The sequence below is a fragment of the Halodesulfovibrio spirochaetisodalis genome, from assembly GCF_001672295.1.
Lineage (GTDB): Bacteria > Desulfobacterota > Desulfovibrionia > Desulfovibrionales > Desulfovibrionaceae > Halodesulfovibrio > Halodesulfovibrio spirochaetisodalis.
Window position 1 is genome coordinate 1 of record NZ_JXMS01000007.1, and the last position, 16929, is coordinate 16929.

At 47.1% G+C, this 16929-nt stretch carries 13 protein-coding genes; 9 read left to right on the forward strand and 4 right to left on the reverse strand.

The features are described 5' to 3' along the window. Positions 1–68: 68 nt before the first annotated feature. Positions 69–1733, forward strand: a complete 1665-nt coding sequence (locus SP90_RS05315) for a methyl-accepting chemotaxis protein (RefSeq protein WP_066853354.1) — start codon at positions 69–71, stop codon at positions 1731–1733. A 177-nt stretch (positions 1734–1910) separates the two neighbouring features. On the opposite strand, the gene SP90_RS05320 is transcribed toward SP90_RS05315, so the two are convergent. Next, on the reverse strand, positions 1911–2672 hold the full coding sequence (locus SP90_RS05320; protein WP_082936309.1) for a hypothetical protein: 762 nt from the start codon (positions 2670–2672) through the stop codon (positions 1911–1913). A 395-nt stretch (positions 2673–3067) separates the two neighbouring features. Here SP90_RS05320 and SP90_RS05325 point away from each other — a divergent pair, with 395 nt between their 5' ends. Genes SP90_RS05325 through argC form a run of 3 tightly spaced genes read left to right on the forward strand, consistent with a single transcriptional unit; the run spans position 3068 to position 5593 of the window. Then, on the forward strand, positions 3068–4228 hold the full coding sequence (locus SP90_RS05325) for a pyridoxal-phosphate-dependent aminotransferase family protein (protein ID WP_066853356.1): 1161 nt from the start codon (positions 3068–3070) through the stop codon (positions 4226–4228). Positions 4229–4240: 12 nt separating this feature from the next. Beyond that, positions 4241–4516: a DUF1844 domain-containing protein gene (locus tag SP90_RS05330; RefSeq protein ID WP_066853358.1), complete on the forward strand. Its 276-nt coding sequence runs from the start codon at positions 4241–4243 to the stop codon at positions 4514–4516. Between the two features lie 24 nt (positions 4517–4540). Beyond that, positions 4541–5593, forward strand: a complete 1053-nt coding sequence (gene argC / locus SP90_RS05335) for an N-acetyl-gamma-glutamyl-phosphate reductase (RefSeq protein WP_066853360.1) — start codon at positions 4541–4543, stop codon at positions 5591–5593. A gap of 361 nt (positions 5594–5954) precedes the next feature. On the opposite strand, the gene SP90_RS05340 is transcribed toward argC, so the two are convergent. Beyond that, positions 5955–6752 carry a DUF4344 domain-containing metallopeptidase gene (locus tag SP90_RS05340; protein ID WP_066853361.1) on the reverse strand — a complete coding sequence of 266 codons (798 nt, stop codon included), beginning with the start codon at positions 6750–6752 and terminating at the stop codon, positions 5955–5957. 585 nt (positions 6753–7337) lie between these two features. Between SP90_RS05340 and SP90_RS05345 the strand changes: the two genes are divergently transcribed. Beyond that, entirely contained in the window at positions 7338–8513 is a 1176-nt protein-coding gene (locus tag SP90_RS05345; protein WP_066853363.1) for an amino acid permease, read from the forward strand. Positions 8514–8760: 247 nt separating this feature from the next. Here SP90_RS05345 and rdgB read toward each other — a convergent pair whose 3' ends face one another. Both rdgB and SP90_RS05355 read right to left on the reverse strand, forming a co-directional pair. After that, positions 8761–9390, reverse strand: a complete 630-nt coding sequence (gene rdgB / locus SP90_RS05350) for an RdgB/HAM1 family non-canonical purine NTP pyrophosphatase (RefSeq protein ID WP_066853365.1) — start codon at positions 9388–9390, stop codon at positions 8761–8763. A 161-nt stretch (positions 9391–9551) separates the two neighbouring features. Beyond that, positions 9552–11105, reverse strand: a complete 1554-nt coding sequence (locus tag SP90_RS05355; RefSeq protein WP_066853367.1) for a two-component system sensor histidine kinase NtrB — start codon at positions 11103–11105, stop codon at positions 9552–9554. Between the two features lie 72 nt (positions 11106–11177). Between SP90_RS05355 and rimO the strand changes: the two genes are divergently transcribed. From rimO to malQ, 4 genes are all read left to right on the forward strand, one after another. Beyond that, positions 11178–12476 (forward strand): 30S ribosomal protein S12 methylthiotransferase RimO, encoded by a 1299-nt coding sequence (gene rimO, locus SP90_RS05360; RefSeq protein WP_066853369.1) that lies wholly within the window; start codon positions 11178–11180, stop codon positions 12474–12476. A gap of 208 nt (positions 12477–12684) precedes the next feature. Further along, a complete protein-coding gene (locus SP90_RS05365; protein WP_066853371.1) occupies positions 12685–14397 on the forward strand; it encodes a 30S ribosomal protein S1 in 1713 nt (570 codons plus the stop codon). Further along, complete coding sequence (sppA, locus tag SP90_RS05370; protein WP_066853373.1) at positions 14384–15286, forward strand: signal peptide peptidase SppA; 903 nt, start codon at positions 14384–14386, stop codon at positions 15284–15286. Before SP90_RS05365 ends, sppA begins: the two co-directional genes overlap by 14 nt. 71 nt (positions 15287–15357) lie before the next feature. Next, complete coding sequence (malQ, locus tag SP90_RS05375; RefSeq protein WP_066853375.1) at positions 15358–16860, forward strand: 4-alpha-glucanotransferase; 1503 nt, start codon at positions 15358–15360, stop codon at positions 16858–16860. Positions 16861–16929 lie beyond the last annotated feature (69 nt).

The following is a 16929-nucleotide window of genomic DNA, read 5'->3' on the forward strand; positions in this document are numbered from 1 at the left end:
ATTATATTTTCTCAATAATAAGCTTCATCTTACTATTTTTTTCACACTACAGCATTAAGTAATACACTATGAAAAAAAGCAGCATACGTATTCTATTCTCTCTAGTTGTATATTTGCTCGGAATTATTGCTTTCACTACATACGACTATGTAAACAGCAAAACAATTCTACTCAGTACTACAGATGAAAAACTTCAATTTGCTGCATATGCAACTCATGCAATACTTGGGTCTGAATACCAGACAAGCATAAAACAAAAACAACTTGATGCGGCTTCCTACCTTGCCAAATCAAAATCATTATACAATGCGATACGAAACACAGATGTGGCGTACACGTACACCATGGTTAATAAAAAGGGAAAAGTTCTGTTCACCAGCACCAGTGCTTCTCCACAAGATATCGTGAACAAAAAGTACGAGGAACACCTTTCTGTGTATAACGATGCCAGTCCTGTTTTGCGACAGGCATTTTCTACAATGAAAATTACATATGAAAATTATCAGGATGGCGACGGTAGTTTCCGGTCTGTCTTTATCCCCTTCACAGCACCTGATGGAACCCGTTTTGTTTGCGGCGCTGATATCAGAATGAACCTTATCAACAAGCAGCTAAACAACATTATCTTTATCGGCCTTGCTAAGGGTGCGATTCTGCTGCTTTTGATCACTCCTATCCTATGGGCGCTCTCCTGCCTTTCAAAAGACGAGAAGAAAAATCTTCAGAAAAAAATTGATGAAGGAATGGCGGAGATTAACGACCTGAACACGCAACTGATGGATAAAATGGATGCAGCCAAACGCAACGAAGCACAAGCATTGCAGGCAAAGCAAAAAGCAGAAGAAGCACAGCTGCAAGCAAAACAAGCTGAAATAACAACTAAAAATAATGTAGCAAATACGCTTGAAATATCTTCAAAACATATTTCTGAAACGAGCAACAACCTCGTCACTCAAGTTGAACACGTGGCACATGGCGCTGAAACTCAAAGACTACGAACCTTAGAAACAGCCACTTCTATGGAACAGATGACAGCAGCGGTTCTGGAAGTATCTTCCAACGCTTCAGCAACAGCAGAAAAAACAGAGCACGCTCAGGCTGTTGCTCAATCCGGCCTGACCATTGTTGAAGAGGTCATTTCGTCTGTAGGGACAGTGTCTGAGCATGCAAAGGATATGCGTTTCAGTCTTCACGCACTAGGAGATGAAGCACAAGGAATCAGCGTTGTTATTGATGTGATTAATGACATTGCAGACCAGACAAACTTGCTTGCATTGAACGCTGCAATTGAAGCTGCCCGTGCAGGCGAAGCTGGTCGAGGATTCTCAGTGGTTGCTGATGAGGTGCGAAAATTGGCCGAAAAGACCGTTGCTGCAACAAAAGAAGTGGAAGCTGCTGTCAGCTCTATCCAAAAACTTACTGACAACAATATTGACCACATGGATGAGACAAACGAGGTGGTAGCTCGTACCACAAAACTTGCCCGTAACGCAGGCGGGACTCTGCAGGACATTGTGAAGCTTGTTACCGACAGTTCTGATCAAGTACGGCAAATCGCCACGGCAAGTGAAGAACAGTCAGAAGCAACAGAGCATATCAATAAGGCCGTTGAAGAGATTAATTCAATCTCAACCAATACAGCCGAAGAGATTGCCCAGTCTACAAAGGCAATAACAAAACTTGCTGAGCAGTCTGTCCATCTGAACACACTGGTTGAATCACTAAGAACGTAACTGTCATATTTTTTCCAAGTAACCTGCCGCCAATTTCGTGTATATAACCTCTCCTTACACAATTGAAAGGCATTACTTGTACAAGATTGAACGCCTCAATCTTTATAACTGGCGGGTGTAGGGCCCGCCAGTTTTCATTTTTTTAGACCACACCAAGCTGGCTCTTTATAGCCTGTGCTATTCAAACGTGGTGTCTGGCAATACTTCCGCCTTTCCATCCTGTACAAGAACATCAATACGGTACGTAACCATTGGGTCGCCGTAGTGATCAAATGAGAACATCACCTTGTTGTACGGTGAGAGAATAGGAACGTCTTCACCATCGGTCAGGCGCAAATTATGCCCGTCCTGCACATAAATTTCTTCCTGCACTGCGGCTGCACGTGCTTTGTTAATGACATCATCACGAGTTATTGTAGGCTGAACAGAAGGGTTTAGCGGATATTTTTTTCCATCAAAGCGCATTACGTGCTGCACGCCCCTGCTTGTGATAATCAGGTCGTTCCAACCATGTGTTTTTTTCTCTGAGACAAAAACAGGCGTATCCGACACAGTAAATCTGGATAGTATCTGTCCGCCACTGGAGAAAAGATATGCCGAGCAGCCGCCAGTGCCGCAGAAATATTGATCGCGAATCAATACCATCAGCTCAGATTCCCCGTCTCCGTTTATATCAGCCTGCCCGTATTTATATGGAGTACGTTCTGTCGGCATGGAAAGCTTCTCCGGCGCAAAAATACGCTGCTCAACTAAAGCAGATACTTCTACATCGGTGAACTCCCCATAAAACTGCTCTTCCGGACATGTCGTTTTTTCATCAGTAACTACGTTTCGCTGCCCAAGCAGATCACTATCCACCACTTTACAGCCGCTTAGTATAAAAAAGACTAAGAAACCAACTGTAATGTATCGTAAGGTATCCCATCTATTCTGCTTCATACGACTTCCATTATGTCTGTTGTGCAATTGCATTTACAACGTAATTCTACAGCTGTTACGCACGCATCATCACTGCAACTGCTTTTCTTTCTTACGTGAAATTCCTACTTCTGCATTCGTTTGTCAATGGAGCTGGTACAGCTAACATACTCCTCTGCTCTCCCCTCCTGCCCAACTGTTTCCCAAAAAAAACGCACTCTCCCTGCTTTTGTTTTTTGCTTCGGCAAGGTAAAGTCATCTGGATGATATAGTGCAGGCAATCATCAGATAGATGACCCCCCCGTACATTACGGCGTCATGCTAATTATCTGTCCGCGTACAGGCAGCTTTGCGCAGCCTATATCCTGTTGTCTGCAAGAAAGTTTCAGCATTTACTACCAATTGCGGAGAAGATCATGCTTAACAAAAAAAGATTGTTAGCACCGGGCCCTACCCCGGTTCCAGAACGTGTCCGTCTCGCATTAGCGCAAGACATGATCCATCACCGCAAGCCTGAGTTCAAAGCCATTATGGCGCAGGTTCAACAGCGGTTAAAAAAACTGTTCGGCACGACTCAACCTGTTATGCCGCTTGCCTGTTCCGGCACCGGCGTGATGACAGCAGCTGTAACCAACTTGTTTACAGCAGGTGAAAAAGTCTTAGTTATTGAAGCGGGTAAATTTGGCGAACGCTGGGGCGAAATTTGTGAAGCCAGCAACATTCGCGTTGAAAAGCTTACCCTCGACTGGGGCAAAGCCGCTAGTGCGGAAGCTGTTGCAAACATGCTGGACATGCATCCAGATTGTACCGGTGTGCTCATCCAGCTATCCGAAACTTCCACCGGAGTGCTCCACCCTGTTGACGAAATCGCCAGAGTAACAAAAGACCACGATGTTCTGCTGGTGGTGGATGGCATTTCTGCTGTTTCCATTTCCCCGTGCAAAATGGACGAATGGGGCATTGACTGCCTGCTTACCGGCTCCCAGAAAGGCCTTATGCTTCCTCCGGGACTCGGACTTATCGCATGCAGTGAGCGCGCATGGAAAAAGGCTGAATCCGTAACGCCTTCCTGCTTCTATTTTAATCTGCGTGCAGAAAAACAAAAAATTTCACAGGATCAGACCCTGTTTACCACCCCTGTAAGCCTTATCGTCGGACTCAACGAAAGCCTTGCAATGTTTGAAGAAACAGGATTTGATACCATTTTTAGAAAGCAATGGGCTTTGACCATGATGGCACGTACCGCTGCTACGGAAATGGGGCTGGAACTGCTTGCTAAAGATCACTTCACATGGGGTCTTACAAGCGTACTGGTACCGGAAAACGTAGATGCAGGCGAAGTGCTTGAATACGCCAAGGAGAATTTCGGAGTCATCCTTGCCGGAGGTCAGGCACACATGAAAGGGCGACTTATCCGCATCGGGCACATGGGCTGGGTTGACTGGGCAGACCTTGCTGCCGGCCTGCATGCTTTAGCTGAAGGCTGTAAAGCATGTGGCGGCAACATCAATTCCGGATATCTGGAAAAAGGGTTGCAAGCATATCACAGTGCATTGAATGCCTCTGACTTATCATAAAAGGAGCGCACCATGGCTGATCAAAACGCTGAACATACCGGCATGCCGGAAGTAACGTTCTCGACATTTATTCTTTCAATCGGTTCTTCCGCGCTGGTTCAACTTGGCGAAGTAGCTGACCCTGAAAGCGGACAGATGGTGGAAAACCTGCTTGCAGCAAAGCACTCCATCGACATTCTCTCCATGCTTCAGGAAAAAACAAAGTCCTGCCTTGAAGCAGACGAGAAGCAGCTGCTCGATACCCTGCTCTATGACTTACGTATGAAATACGTAATGAAAACAAAATAACCACCAACGAAAGGTGTGATGCAAATGGCACAGACAAAAGTAGGCTTAGTAGGGGTTACCGGATACACCGGCATGGAACTGATGCGCCTTTTGCAGAATCATGACCACTTCGAACTTGTGCGTGTTACCTCACGCGCAGAAGCCGGAAAAAAACTTTCCGAAATTTACCCGTTCATGCAAGGCATGGACAATGGTGAACTTCCCATCACCGAACCGGATGCAGATGACCTTGCGCAGGCATGCGACCTTGTTTTCCTTGCCGTACCGCACCGTACCGCTATGGAAATCGCTGCGGTTCTGCTGGAAAAAGGTCTCAAAGTTGTTGACCTGTCCGCAGATTTTCGTCTGCGAAGCAAAGATGAATACGAACACTGGTACGCGTGTGAACACACCCAGTGCGAGCTGCTCAGTCAGGCCGTCTACGGACTGCCGGAACTGTATGCAGAGTCCATCACGCAGGCACAGCTTATTGCAAACCCGGGATGCTACCCTACATCCGCAATCCTCGGCCTGTATCCGGCGCTTAACGAAGATTTCATCCTCAAAAGCGGTATTGTTGTAGACTCCAAGTCCGGCTCCACAGGCGCAGGCAGAAAGGCAAGCGTGGGAACCCTGTTCTGCGAAGTCTCTGACAATTTCAAAGCATACGGCCTGACTACACACCGTCATACTCCTGAAATTGAACAGGAACTTTCCGTTATCGCGCAGGACGACATCACGGTTTCTTTCAATACGCATTTACTGCCGATCAACCGCGGCATCCTGTCCACAATCTACACGACCCTGTCAAAAGACATGACGCTGGATGACGTACATGCAATCTATGAAGAAGCCTATCGCCTGCATCCGTGGGTTCGTGTACTCCCAACAGGCAAGCTTCCTGAAACCAAGCATGTACGCGGCACCATGTTCTGCGACATCGGTCTTGTTATAGACAAGCGTACCAACCGCCTCATTATTGTAAGTGCCATCGACAACCTCTGTCGCGGTGCATCTGGTCAGGCTCTTGCGAACGCAAACCTCATGTGCGGAATCAATATGAACGAAGGCTTACAGCTTGCACCGCTAATGCCGTAGCGATCTGGGTAGAAGACGTAGAAGGCTGTTGAGAATGTTTTCTCTTTTGTTGTCTCCGACGGGCAGGCGGGCGTTGCCCCCTGCACCCCCACAAGGGGACACGTCCCCTTGACCCCAAGTATACGCGACTCCTTCCGTTTCTTTTTTCGTTGGAAGCCGCCAATACGCCACCTTTCTGAGAATAAACTAAAGGGTTGGTCTTCAAATTGAGACCAACCCTTTTATCGTTAGAGAAAGATAGTAATGCAAAAGCCGCGAGGTTACTCTAATAACGAGCTAGTATCGCATATAAAAGTTTCTAGAGATTCTTAAGAACCTCTTGCAAGAGGTTCTTAAGCCGCCGGAGGCAAAAAAAGTTGCGCTAATATGCAGCCTCAGGGCGCCCAAACTGTCGTAACAACCCAGCCCAGATTTCAACTTTAATTTCAGCTTCGCGAACACATTCGTCAAGACGCTCTTTGGTAAAGTAATGCTCAAGCATTTCTTTTTCCAAATCTTCATCAGGCAGTACCCCGTACGCCATGCAGTATGTGTCCAATGCTCTGTTGCTGTTTACAACGATATTTCCCAGAAGCACCTCATCTGCGGCCAGCTGTAATTCTTTATCTTCAAGCAGGTAATAGTCTCCGGCAACAAGCGCCATATCCCTGCCTTCCTGAAAACTATCCAGCAAAGTCAGTACAGCAAAGTCAGTTACCGCAGTCTGCAAATCATTATTGGTTTTGTAATTAAACACATCAACCAACGCGACGCCCAATTCTCTCAAAATAGTATATGCCAACACAGATCCGCACAGTTCATCTAGTACGTTCCCTACCAGATGTCCGGGATACTCCTTATCGAAACGCTTATTGCACTCCACCCAGAATTCATACGGGATATCAACAGTCTTTGTTTTACTGTCATAATGCGGAAATGAAACATTACTGTCGGTAAATAAGATTCGTACAGGCTCAGGTAATTGGAGGTTGGTATTCACATAGGATGTTATTTGCTCAACAACCCCTGAGGCAATAATCGCATCCTTTGCTTTTTGCTGCAGATCGGTATCAGGATCTTCAAATTCATAGGAAAGTACATTTGTCTCTGCAAACACATGAGAGACAGGCGCCAACAAAGCCAGCACAACCAGTAGTGAACATATCCAATATTGTTTCATGGCGCCCTTCCTCCATGCCTGACAGCCCTATAACTTCTGAACCTTTTGGATACACTACAAAAATCTAGTATTTCATCCTCAGATTCAGCCATTGTATTTTGGTATCGTATTAGAATGCACGGTACCGAACTCTCAGGCAACATGCTTATTTTTGCTTATCCATTACCACAGATCTTCTGCTTCTGCACTGTACTATTCAGCATCAGCCAACCAATACACATAATACTTTTTAAAAAAACATTATTGTTAATTGTTGTGAACAGTTGAAGGCAAGTAAATGGATACGCTAAAAAATGCAACTCATGCTACAAATTTCTAATCGCTTTAGGCACCTAAAACTTCTTTTTTTTGCTAAATATCACAATCAAAATGAGTAAAAGATCAATTTAATTAAACTTTAATCATTATACCAACATCCATATACTTTGTTCAGGCACATTTCGCTTTGATTTTTCTTTTCGCATCAGGAGATGATTATTTTTTCCATTGTAGAATTTTTTTATACATAAGCCTTGTAACACTGTTCTGCTTTTTCTGTGGAAACCACAACCACATAGAACAATATACAAACTGGGAGGTTTAGTTATGAACAAGAAGGCATTAAGTGCCGTCTGTATTGTTGCCGGCTCTACCATTGGTGCCGGCATGTTGGGACTGCCCATGGCGGTGGGTAATCTTGGCTTTACAATGAGCTGCGTACTACTTGTGTTCATGTGGGCACTTGCCCTGTATTCCGGTCTTCTGCTTGTTGAGGTAGATATGCAGGTTGGCCCCGGATTAAATTTCAACAAGATGGTCAAAAAAGTCTTAGGCTGGCCGGGGCAGATTATCGCTGTACTCAGTCTTGCATTTTTACTCTACGCCCTACTTGTTGCGTATATCACGGGCATGGGCAGCATTCTTTCAAACATCCCGCAAGTTGCTGAACACAATATCAGCACCTCCGCCTGTTCCATGATCTTTGCGTTCACCATGGCGTTCATCGTCTTTTGTGGAACCAAAACCATTCTACGTTTTAATAACACATTCTTTTTGACCATGGTTTTGGCCATGGCATTTGCGTTCTTCTCACTGCGTACCTCTGTCAACATTGACAACCTGCTGAGTGTTGCCCCGAATTATGATTACCTGCTGGCGAGCCTTCCTATTTTATTTGCTGCGTATGGCTACCATTTTTGCATTCCGAGCAGCTGCAAAATTGTAGAAGGAAACAGAACCACTCTTTACTGGGCAATCATCGCCGGCACCATTGTTCCCCTTGCATGCTACGCATTATGGTTGTTCCTAGCGCTTGGCAGCGTGCCTATGACACAAATCGATCAAATGGCTGGCAATGTAGACTCTCTTATTGCTGCAATTTCCCAAGGCTCAGTTTTTGTGAAAGCTGTGCTGTCCATTTTTGCGTCATTTGCACTTGTTACTTCATTCTTCGGTGTCTCCCTGTCACTCTATGACCTTGCCAGCGAGACGTTTTCTCTCAAGGAAACTCAGCTGCATCGTATTTTTGCAACCATCGTGGTCTTTGCACCACCAATTCTTGCTTCCTATCTTTCCCCTGATAGCTTTATTGCCGCGCTTGCTCATGCTGGAGTCGGATTTGCCGTGCTCTGCCTGTGCCTGCCATGCGCAATGAGCTGGAAGCTACGAAACGAGCGCAGCAAAAATAACATTGATGCACCGTATGAAGTTGCCGGAGGAAAATTAAGCATTGCTTTTGCTTCTGCCTGCGGCATTTTTATTATTGTTGCTGCGTACATTTAGCCCCCACAATACGCATAAAAAAAGGCGCCCGTTCATAACGGGCGCCAAGGCTTTTACCAAAGCTTTTCAACCAGACTGAGACAAGTCTGTGCAGTGCAAGGCGCAAGAAAAACTCAAGGGCGAAGCATAGTAACCCTATGTGAGTTGTTGACTTTTTCGAAGCAACACAGCAATGCGCGGGGTTGTCATCAACCTGGGCGCCCAGTTATAACGGGCGCTTTCAAAAAATATATTTACTTACACGTTCCTATCGGCCGTGCTCTTTCCAGAATTCATCCCACTGAGACAGCAACGCTGCAAGAGCATTCCCCCGATGGGAGCGTTTATTCTTTTCCTCTCTGCTGAGCAAAGCAGAAACTGAGCCGTCATTGGCATCAATAAAGAGCGGGTCATATCCAAAGCCGTTATCCCCGACCTCTTCTGCACCGATAAACCCTTCCCATGCACCAGATGCAGTTATGCAGTTTCCGGAAGGAGAACAGGCTGACATTACACAGCGGAAACGAGCGGTTCTTTTTTCATGCGGCACACCTGCAAGCTCCAGCAGTAATTTTTCATTATTACGCTTGTCGCGGGTTTCTGCCTGCAAGTTCGGGGTATCATCGCTATAACGGGCAGAATAGACGCCCGGCGCTTTATCCAGTGCATCCACCTCAAGGCCGGAGTCATCAGCAACGGCAACAAGACCGGTAAGCTGCGCTACTGTGCGGGCTTTAATGAGGGAGTTTTCTTCGAAAGTCTCTCCGTCTTCTACAATCTCACCAATTTCCGGATATGCATCCAGCCCTTTTACTGTGAGACCATATTCGCTGAGTGTTTTCTCAAGCTCAGCAATTTTACCTGCATTACGGGTTGCAAGCACAACAATTTTTTCCATTACACAATCCTTATTTTCCGCACGTGCTGCGTATGACTAGATCATCCAGATGCTACAACTGATTCATCTGAATTGATTGGTATGCTCTCTCGGACGCTTATCCTAGTAACATATCCATGCGGTCATCAAGCAGAAAAACAGGCACGTTCCCCGTTACTATCCTATGGAATATACTCCGGCGTTCCCCCGAAAAACCCTACATTACCTGTTTCGTCCTCACCCCCCTGAGTGTCCTTTTTATCTACATGAGGAGAAGCAAGAGAAACAGGCGGCAAATAGAAGGCCAGCATGGTGCCTTTATCCGACTTGCTGCGCAGCTTCACCTTCCCCCCCATGTCTTCGATAATTTTTTTTGTCATAGCCAGTCCCAGTCCAGTGCCTCCGCTTTTGGTACTGAAAAACGGATTAAATATCTGGTCACGAATGTCATCCGGAATGCCATGACCGGTATCCACAATGCGTATGATGACCCAGTTATCCGCACTGAGATTTGTTTCAACCTTTAGAGTTCCCCCTTCCGGCATGGCCTCAAATCCGTTCTTGATTCCATTAATGACACACTGCTTTACCTGATCCGCATTTCCCCTGACTTTTGCGATATCCTCCATCAGGTTCACAATGACCACTCCTCCCTGTGACTCAAACTTTAATCGAAGCAGCCCCAATGCTTCCGTAACCACCGCATTAACGTCCACTTCACCGTCAGAATCCTGAGCAGGGCGTGCAAAATTCAAAATAATTTTAAGTATGTTTTCAAGCCGCTCTGATTCATTAAGAATAATCTCAATTTTTTTCTTATCACTCTCATCCAGACTATTCTGTTTAAGCAGTGCGTTAGCAAAGCCGCCAATGGCAAACAGCGGGTTCCGTATCTCATGCGCCACAAATGCGGACAATTCACCAATGGCGGCGAGTTTTTCTGTCTGCTGAAGCTTGCGAACCATGAAATAATTTTCGGTTATATCTCGACGGGTCAAAATAACAGAACGGACTGTCCCGTCTCGTTTTACAACGGGGTAGGCAGACAGTCCGAAATATTGCAGCTCGCCGTCACTTGTTACTTTGGTGATAACCTGATCTGTCCGGCGAGCAGTATTTATTGACTCAAGCACCGCATTACCCGGCTGCTTGGCATAAGGGAGGACATTGTTAATAAGAGTTCCCTGCGTACCTTCAAATTCTTCATCACGTGGTCTATTAAGCACCGCGCTGTTGGCATCAAGCACAACTCCATTTCTATCCAGCAACCAGAATTCTTCTTCTGCCTGATCGACAAATGTGCTGAACAGTCCTAACCCTCTGTCCAGATTGCATGCTGTAATCTCCAATGGCTCAGGGTCTACAGCAGTTCTTCTGAAAAGGAGTAAGGATTCGCCACCCACAACTGAGGCTCCAGCGGGAGCACACCTCTTAACCTTTTCAATATACTCACCTTCTCTGGAAAGATCGAAGACGATGTTGACATCATCTATATTCTCGCATAGCTCCTCTACACTGTCATAGAAATCCACGCCGTCAAGGGACATGAGGCCGGGCAATTTTTCGTGCGGTGCGCAGGCAATTGCAAGAACTTTTATCCGCACAACACCGTCCGGCACGTCCGTGGAAAACAGGTGCATCAATAATTCACGATACGTATCCCGATACCCGATAGTCGCAACATTCAGCGTTGTGAAAATATCTTTGCCTGTTTCTACATATTGTTTAATTTTCACGTATGGCTCCTATGACAGTGCTGTACACGCAATCATATCAGTCAAAATAGTATATATACCGGAAACAACCCCATGATTAATATTTATTCCATCAGCCTCGGCTGTCCAAAAAACAGAGTTGATACAGAATGGCTTCTTGGAGCCGTCAGTGAACAGATTACCCCTGTTGAAGCCCCTGAAGATGCAGACCTTGTACTCATCAACACATGCGGCTTTATCCAGCCTGCCATTGAAGAATCCGTGCAGACAATCCTTCAGGCTGTTGCTGATGTAGAAGGTATGGGTACGGGAAAGCGTCCGCTCATCGCTGTTGTGGGCTGCCTTGTTGGCCGATTTGGTGAAAATGATCTTGCTTCTGAAATTCCTGAAGTTGATCTGTGGCTGACCAACACCCAGATGGAAGAATGGCCGGAAATGATCGCCAAAGCCATGAAGCTTCCACTCATTAAAGAACCGCTTCGTCTCATTTCTACCGGTCCGTCATATGCATATTTAAAAATAAGTGACGGTTGTAACCACAACTGTGCATTCTGTACTATTCCCTCCATTCGAGGGGACTTGCGCACCACACCTGCTGAAACAGTAGTGCGGGATGCAAAGCATGCACTTGCGCAGGGAGTGAAAGAACTCATCTTTGTGGCGCAGGATGTGACTGCGTATGGTCGCGAACTGGGATTAAAACATGGATTGCGAGAACTTTTAGATAAAATACTTCCATTGGACGGCCTTGAGCGGTTACGCCTCATGTATCTGTACCCTGCTGGTCTTTCCAATGACTTCCTGAAATATTTGCGGGATGCAGGTGAGCCGTTTGTACCATATTTTGATGTGCCGATTCAGCATGCGCACCCTGATGTACTTTCCCGTATGGGTCGTCCATTTGCACGGAACCCGCGCGAAGTAATCGACAGAATCCGTAACGTGTTCCCTGAAGCGGCAATACGTACCAGTATTATTGTCGGCTACCCGGGTGAAACAGAAGAGCAATGGGAATACCTGCGTGATTTCATTATCGAGACTCGCTTCCATCACCTTGGTGTCTTTGCGTATCAGGCAGAAGAAGGAACGCCTGCTGCTGCCATGGACAACCAGATTGATGATATTGATAAAGAATGGCGTCGCGATGCCCTTATGGAAATTCAAGGGGACATCAGTGAAGACATTCTGGAACAGTATGAAGGCCAACGCATGAAAGTGCTTGTTGATAATGAGCATGACGAGTGGCCAGGTCTGCATGTGGGACGCACATGGTTTCAGGCACCGGAAGTGGATGGCATCACATACGTGAGCGGTCCGGGAGTCGAGCCGGGGGCAATGGTGGAAGCAGAAATTGTGGAAACGCGCGACTACGATTTAGTAGCTCTTGCGTAGAGTGCAAACGCATTTTTGTCGTATCGTTTTTCGCAGAACAGAAGCTAGGATACGAAAAACATACAGAAAACAGGATGAGCGCTTTTTCCTAGGGGTAAAATCCTGATATTCACAGCATTTTCTGTTGAGTTTACAACAGTAATTTGCTAACAGTTCGCATCTCACTTTCCAAGTGGGAAAAATTTTTTTGTTGGTTGGAGGATTCTTTATGGAAACCATGGAAAATAACTCACTCGAAGCTGAAATGAGCTTTGAGGCTGCTCTTGAAGATTACCTTAGCTCTGATTTTGGTGAGCTTGATGAAGGTTCAATCGTTAAGGGCGAAATCGTTCGCGTGGACAATGACTACGTTCTCGTTGACGTAAACTTTAAGTCAGAAGGTCAGATCCCTGCTTCCGAGTTTGCAGACGCAGACGGCGCGGTAAGCGTTGGCGTAGGGGACAAGGTGGATGTTTTTGTTGTTCGTAAAAACGAAATGGAAGGCACCATCACCCTGTCCTTTGAAAAAGCAAAACGCATGCAGATGTTCGACCAGCTCGAAGAAGTTCAGGAAAAGAACTCCGTCGTTACTGGCCGCATCGTTCGCCGCATCAAAGGCGGCTACACTGTCGATCTCGGTGGTATTGAAGCATTCCTTCCTGGCTCCCACGTTGATCTGCGCCCAGTGCCAGACATGGACGCACTCGTGAACGAAGAGTTTGAATTCCGTGTACTGAAGATCAATCGTCGTCGTAGCAACGTTATCGTTTCCCGTCGTGTACTTCTCGAAGAAGAACGCGATTCCAAACGTTCTGATCTTCTCCTCACTCTCGAGGAAGGCCAGATCGTTACCGGTAAAGCGAAAAACATCACCGAATACGGTGTATTCGTTGACCTCGGCGGCCTTGACGGTCTCCTGCACATCACCGACATGTCCTGGAAGCGTATCCGTCATCCAAAAGAACTGGTACAGCTTGGTCAGGAACTCGAGCTTAAAATTCTCAGCTTCGACAAAGAGAACCAGAAGGTTTCCCTCGGTCTCAAACAGCTTGTTGAAGATCCATGGCAGGACATCACTGCTAAATTCCCTGAAGGCCAGCGTCTCAGCGGCAAGGTTACTAACCTCGTTGATTACGGTGCATTCGTGGAACTCGAGCCAGGTGTTGAAGGTCTCGTACACATTTCCGAAATGTCCTGGACCCGCAAACTCCGTCACCCATCCCAGATGGTACGCGTAGGCGACGAAGTTGAAGTTGTTATCCTCGGCGTAGACGAAGATAAAAAACGCATCTCCCTCGGCATGAAGCAAGTTAAGCCAAACCCATGGGAAATCGTTGCTGAAAAATACCCAGAAGGTACTATCCTCGAAGGTGTTATCAAGAACATCACTGAGTTCGGTATGTTCATCGGTATCGAAGACGGCATTGACGGCCTGATTCACGTATCTGACATTTCCTGGACCAAAAAGATCCGTCACCCTAATGAACTCTTCCAGGTTGGCGACACTGTACAGGCTAAAGTTCTTACAGTTGATCAGGACAGCGAGAAGTTCACCCTTGGTGTTAAACAGCTTTCTGAAGATCCATGGTCTAAAGTTCCTTCCAACTACCCTAACGGTACCATCGTTGAAGGTGTTGTAACTAACATCACTGACTTTGGTCTCTTCGTTGAAGTAGAAGAAGGCATCGAAGGTCTCGTTCACGTTTCTGAAATCTCTCAGAAGAAAGTGAAGTCTCCTTCCGAAATGTTCAAAGAAGGCGTAACTATCAAAGCTAAAGTTATCCACGTTAGCGCTGAAGAACGTCGTCTCGGACTTTCCATCAAACAGCTCCAAGAACAAGAAGATCGCAAAAAACCTCGTGAATTCCGTTCCGGTGGCTCCGAAGGCGCTCAGCAGACCCTCGGCGATATCTTCAAGCAGCTTGAGGATGCAGGCGAGTAAGCTTAAATTCTCGCAGAAACATCCGTTTCTGTTTGGCATAATGCTAATTATTGCCGCAGTAGCCCTGTTCGCAGGCGCTACTGCGGCTTTACGCGTTTCGAACGGCAGTCACATGCCGTACTTTACGCAGGAAAAGTTCGGTGTAATCAACGTAACCGGCTTTATCGGTGATTCCCGAAAAGTTTCCGACTGGGCATACAAACTGCGTAAGGATGACTCCATCAAAGGCGTCATCGTCCGCATCAACTCCCCCGGTGGCGGTGTAGCTGCATCACAGGAAATGTACTACGCGATTAAACGCCTTGCCGAGGTGAAGCCTGTTGTTGTTTCAATGGGCACTGTAGCCGCTTCAGGCGGATACTATATTGCAGCGGCTGGACACAAAATTGTGGCCAACCCTGCCACACTCACCGGTTCCATCGGTGTGAAGATGGAACTTCCCAATTTTCAGGGGCTGATGAAAAAAATCGGCGTATCCTACCTATCCCTTACAAGTGGCAAACTGAAAGCAGCAGGCAGTCCTTTCCAGTCCATGACGAAAGAAGAACGCGACTACTTTCAGGCTATCATTATGGACATGTACAACCAGTTCATCGACGTAATTGTAGAAGGCCGCCACATGAAACGCGAAAAGATTCTTCCATACGCGGACGGCCGCGCCATGACAGGCCAGCAAGCTCTCGACGCCGGTCTGGTGGATATGCTCGGTGACAGAGAAACCGCCTATATGGAACTTGCCAAGCTCTGTAAGCTTGATGCGCCTCTCCCTCTTGAAGAAGGCCCTAAAAAAGAAACAAGCTTCCTCAAGGAAGTCCTTTCCTCTGTTCTGGAGCTTTCACCGGTTAACACCGTGCGGGAACAGAACTCTATCCAGCTTCTGTATAATTAAGCCTCCGCGCTGGTCTCTGCCACAGCCTCCATGCTATAAAAGAGAGTCAGACAGACTCTTGGAGGCTTCCTATGAACATCCGCTCCAGCGGCGTATTACTTCACATAACTTCACTTCCTTCACGATTCGGCATTGGAGACTTAGGCCCTGCCGCCTATGACTTTGCTGATTTTCTGCGCTCACACGGCCAGCTGTACTGGCAATTTCTCCCTACTACTCCCACAACAGGAATCATGGGAAACTCTCCCTATGCAAGCTGGTCTGCCTTTGCCGGTAACCCGCTGCTTATCAGTCCTGAGATGATGGTCGAAGACGGCATCATTACATGGGAAGATGTCCGCGACGCTCCCCAAGGCCATGCAGCACACGTTAACTACGGCGCTGTGGAAATCTATAAAGCTCACCTGCTCCGCGCCGCCTACGCCCGCAAAAAAAAGTCACTCAGCACCTGCCCGCGGTTTTCTGTTTTTAGGGAAAACCATGCGCACTGGCTGCATGACTATGCACGCTTTGTAACCATCATGGATGAACATCCGAACATGATCTGGAGCCAGTGGCCGGAGCCGCTTAAGCACAGACATGACGATGCACTGCTGCAGTGGGATGCCGAACACCGAGATGCCATTGAGTATGAAGAATATGTCCAATATCTGTTCTTTTCCCAGTGGCGCAGGCTACGTGCGTATTGCAATAGAAACGGATTGAACCTTATTGGCGACATTCCTATTTATGTGACCCATCACAGTGCCGATGTGTGGACATCCCCGCACCTTTTTAAACTGGATAGTAATGGGGAACCGACCCACGTTGGTGGTGTTCCACCTGACTACTTCAGTTCCACAGGACAACGCTGGGGAAACCCTGTCTTCAACTGGGACGCCATGCGGCAGGATAATTTTGAGTGGTGGGTACGCCGCATGCGCCATAACATTGCGCTAGTGGATAAGATACGGCTGGATCATTTCCGCGGTTTTGCAGGATACTGGGAGATCCCTGCATCAGAAACAACCGCCATCAACGGAAAATGGATTGATGCTCCGGGAATGGAGTTGTTCAGGATTTTTACTCTGCGCTTCGGGGTGCTCCCGATTATCGCAGAGGATCTCGGAGTCATAACAGCGGATGTACGTGAACTGAAACAGCAGTTCAACCTGCCGGGAATGAAGATTCTTCAATTCGGATTCGGCGGTGACCTTACACGGAACCCTGATACTCCGTTCCATCACGAGCATCACTGCGTGCTGTACACCGGTACCCATGACAACTCTACTGTCAAAGGATGGTACGTAACCGAAGCCGGTGATCAGGGAAGAAATAACCTGCATGAATTTGTGGGGCAATGCACTGACATGGATAATGTGCACCTTACCTTTATGCGCCTCGCAATGCAGAGTGTTGCCAATACAGCAATCTTTCCTGTGCAGGATATTATCGGGCTGGACAATTCTGCCCGAATGAACACTCCTTCCACAGCAAACGGCAACTGGGAGTGGCGCATGACAAAAGAACATCTCCAGCACCCCATGTTCACCCGTCTCTCACAGCTTACTGGCCTATTTGGACGCTGGACATAACCGCAAGGAAAGGAGAAACTGACCGCGATACTCAAACCGGCAATGTGCCGGTGCTGCGCATGCCGGAGG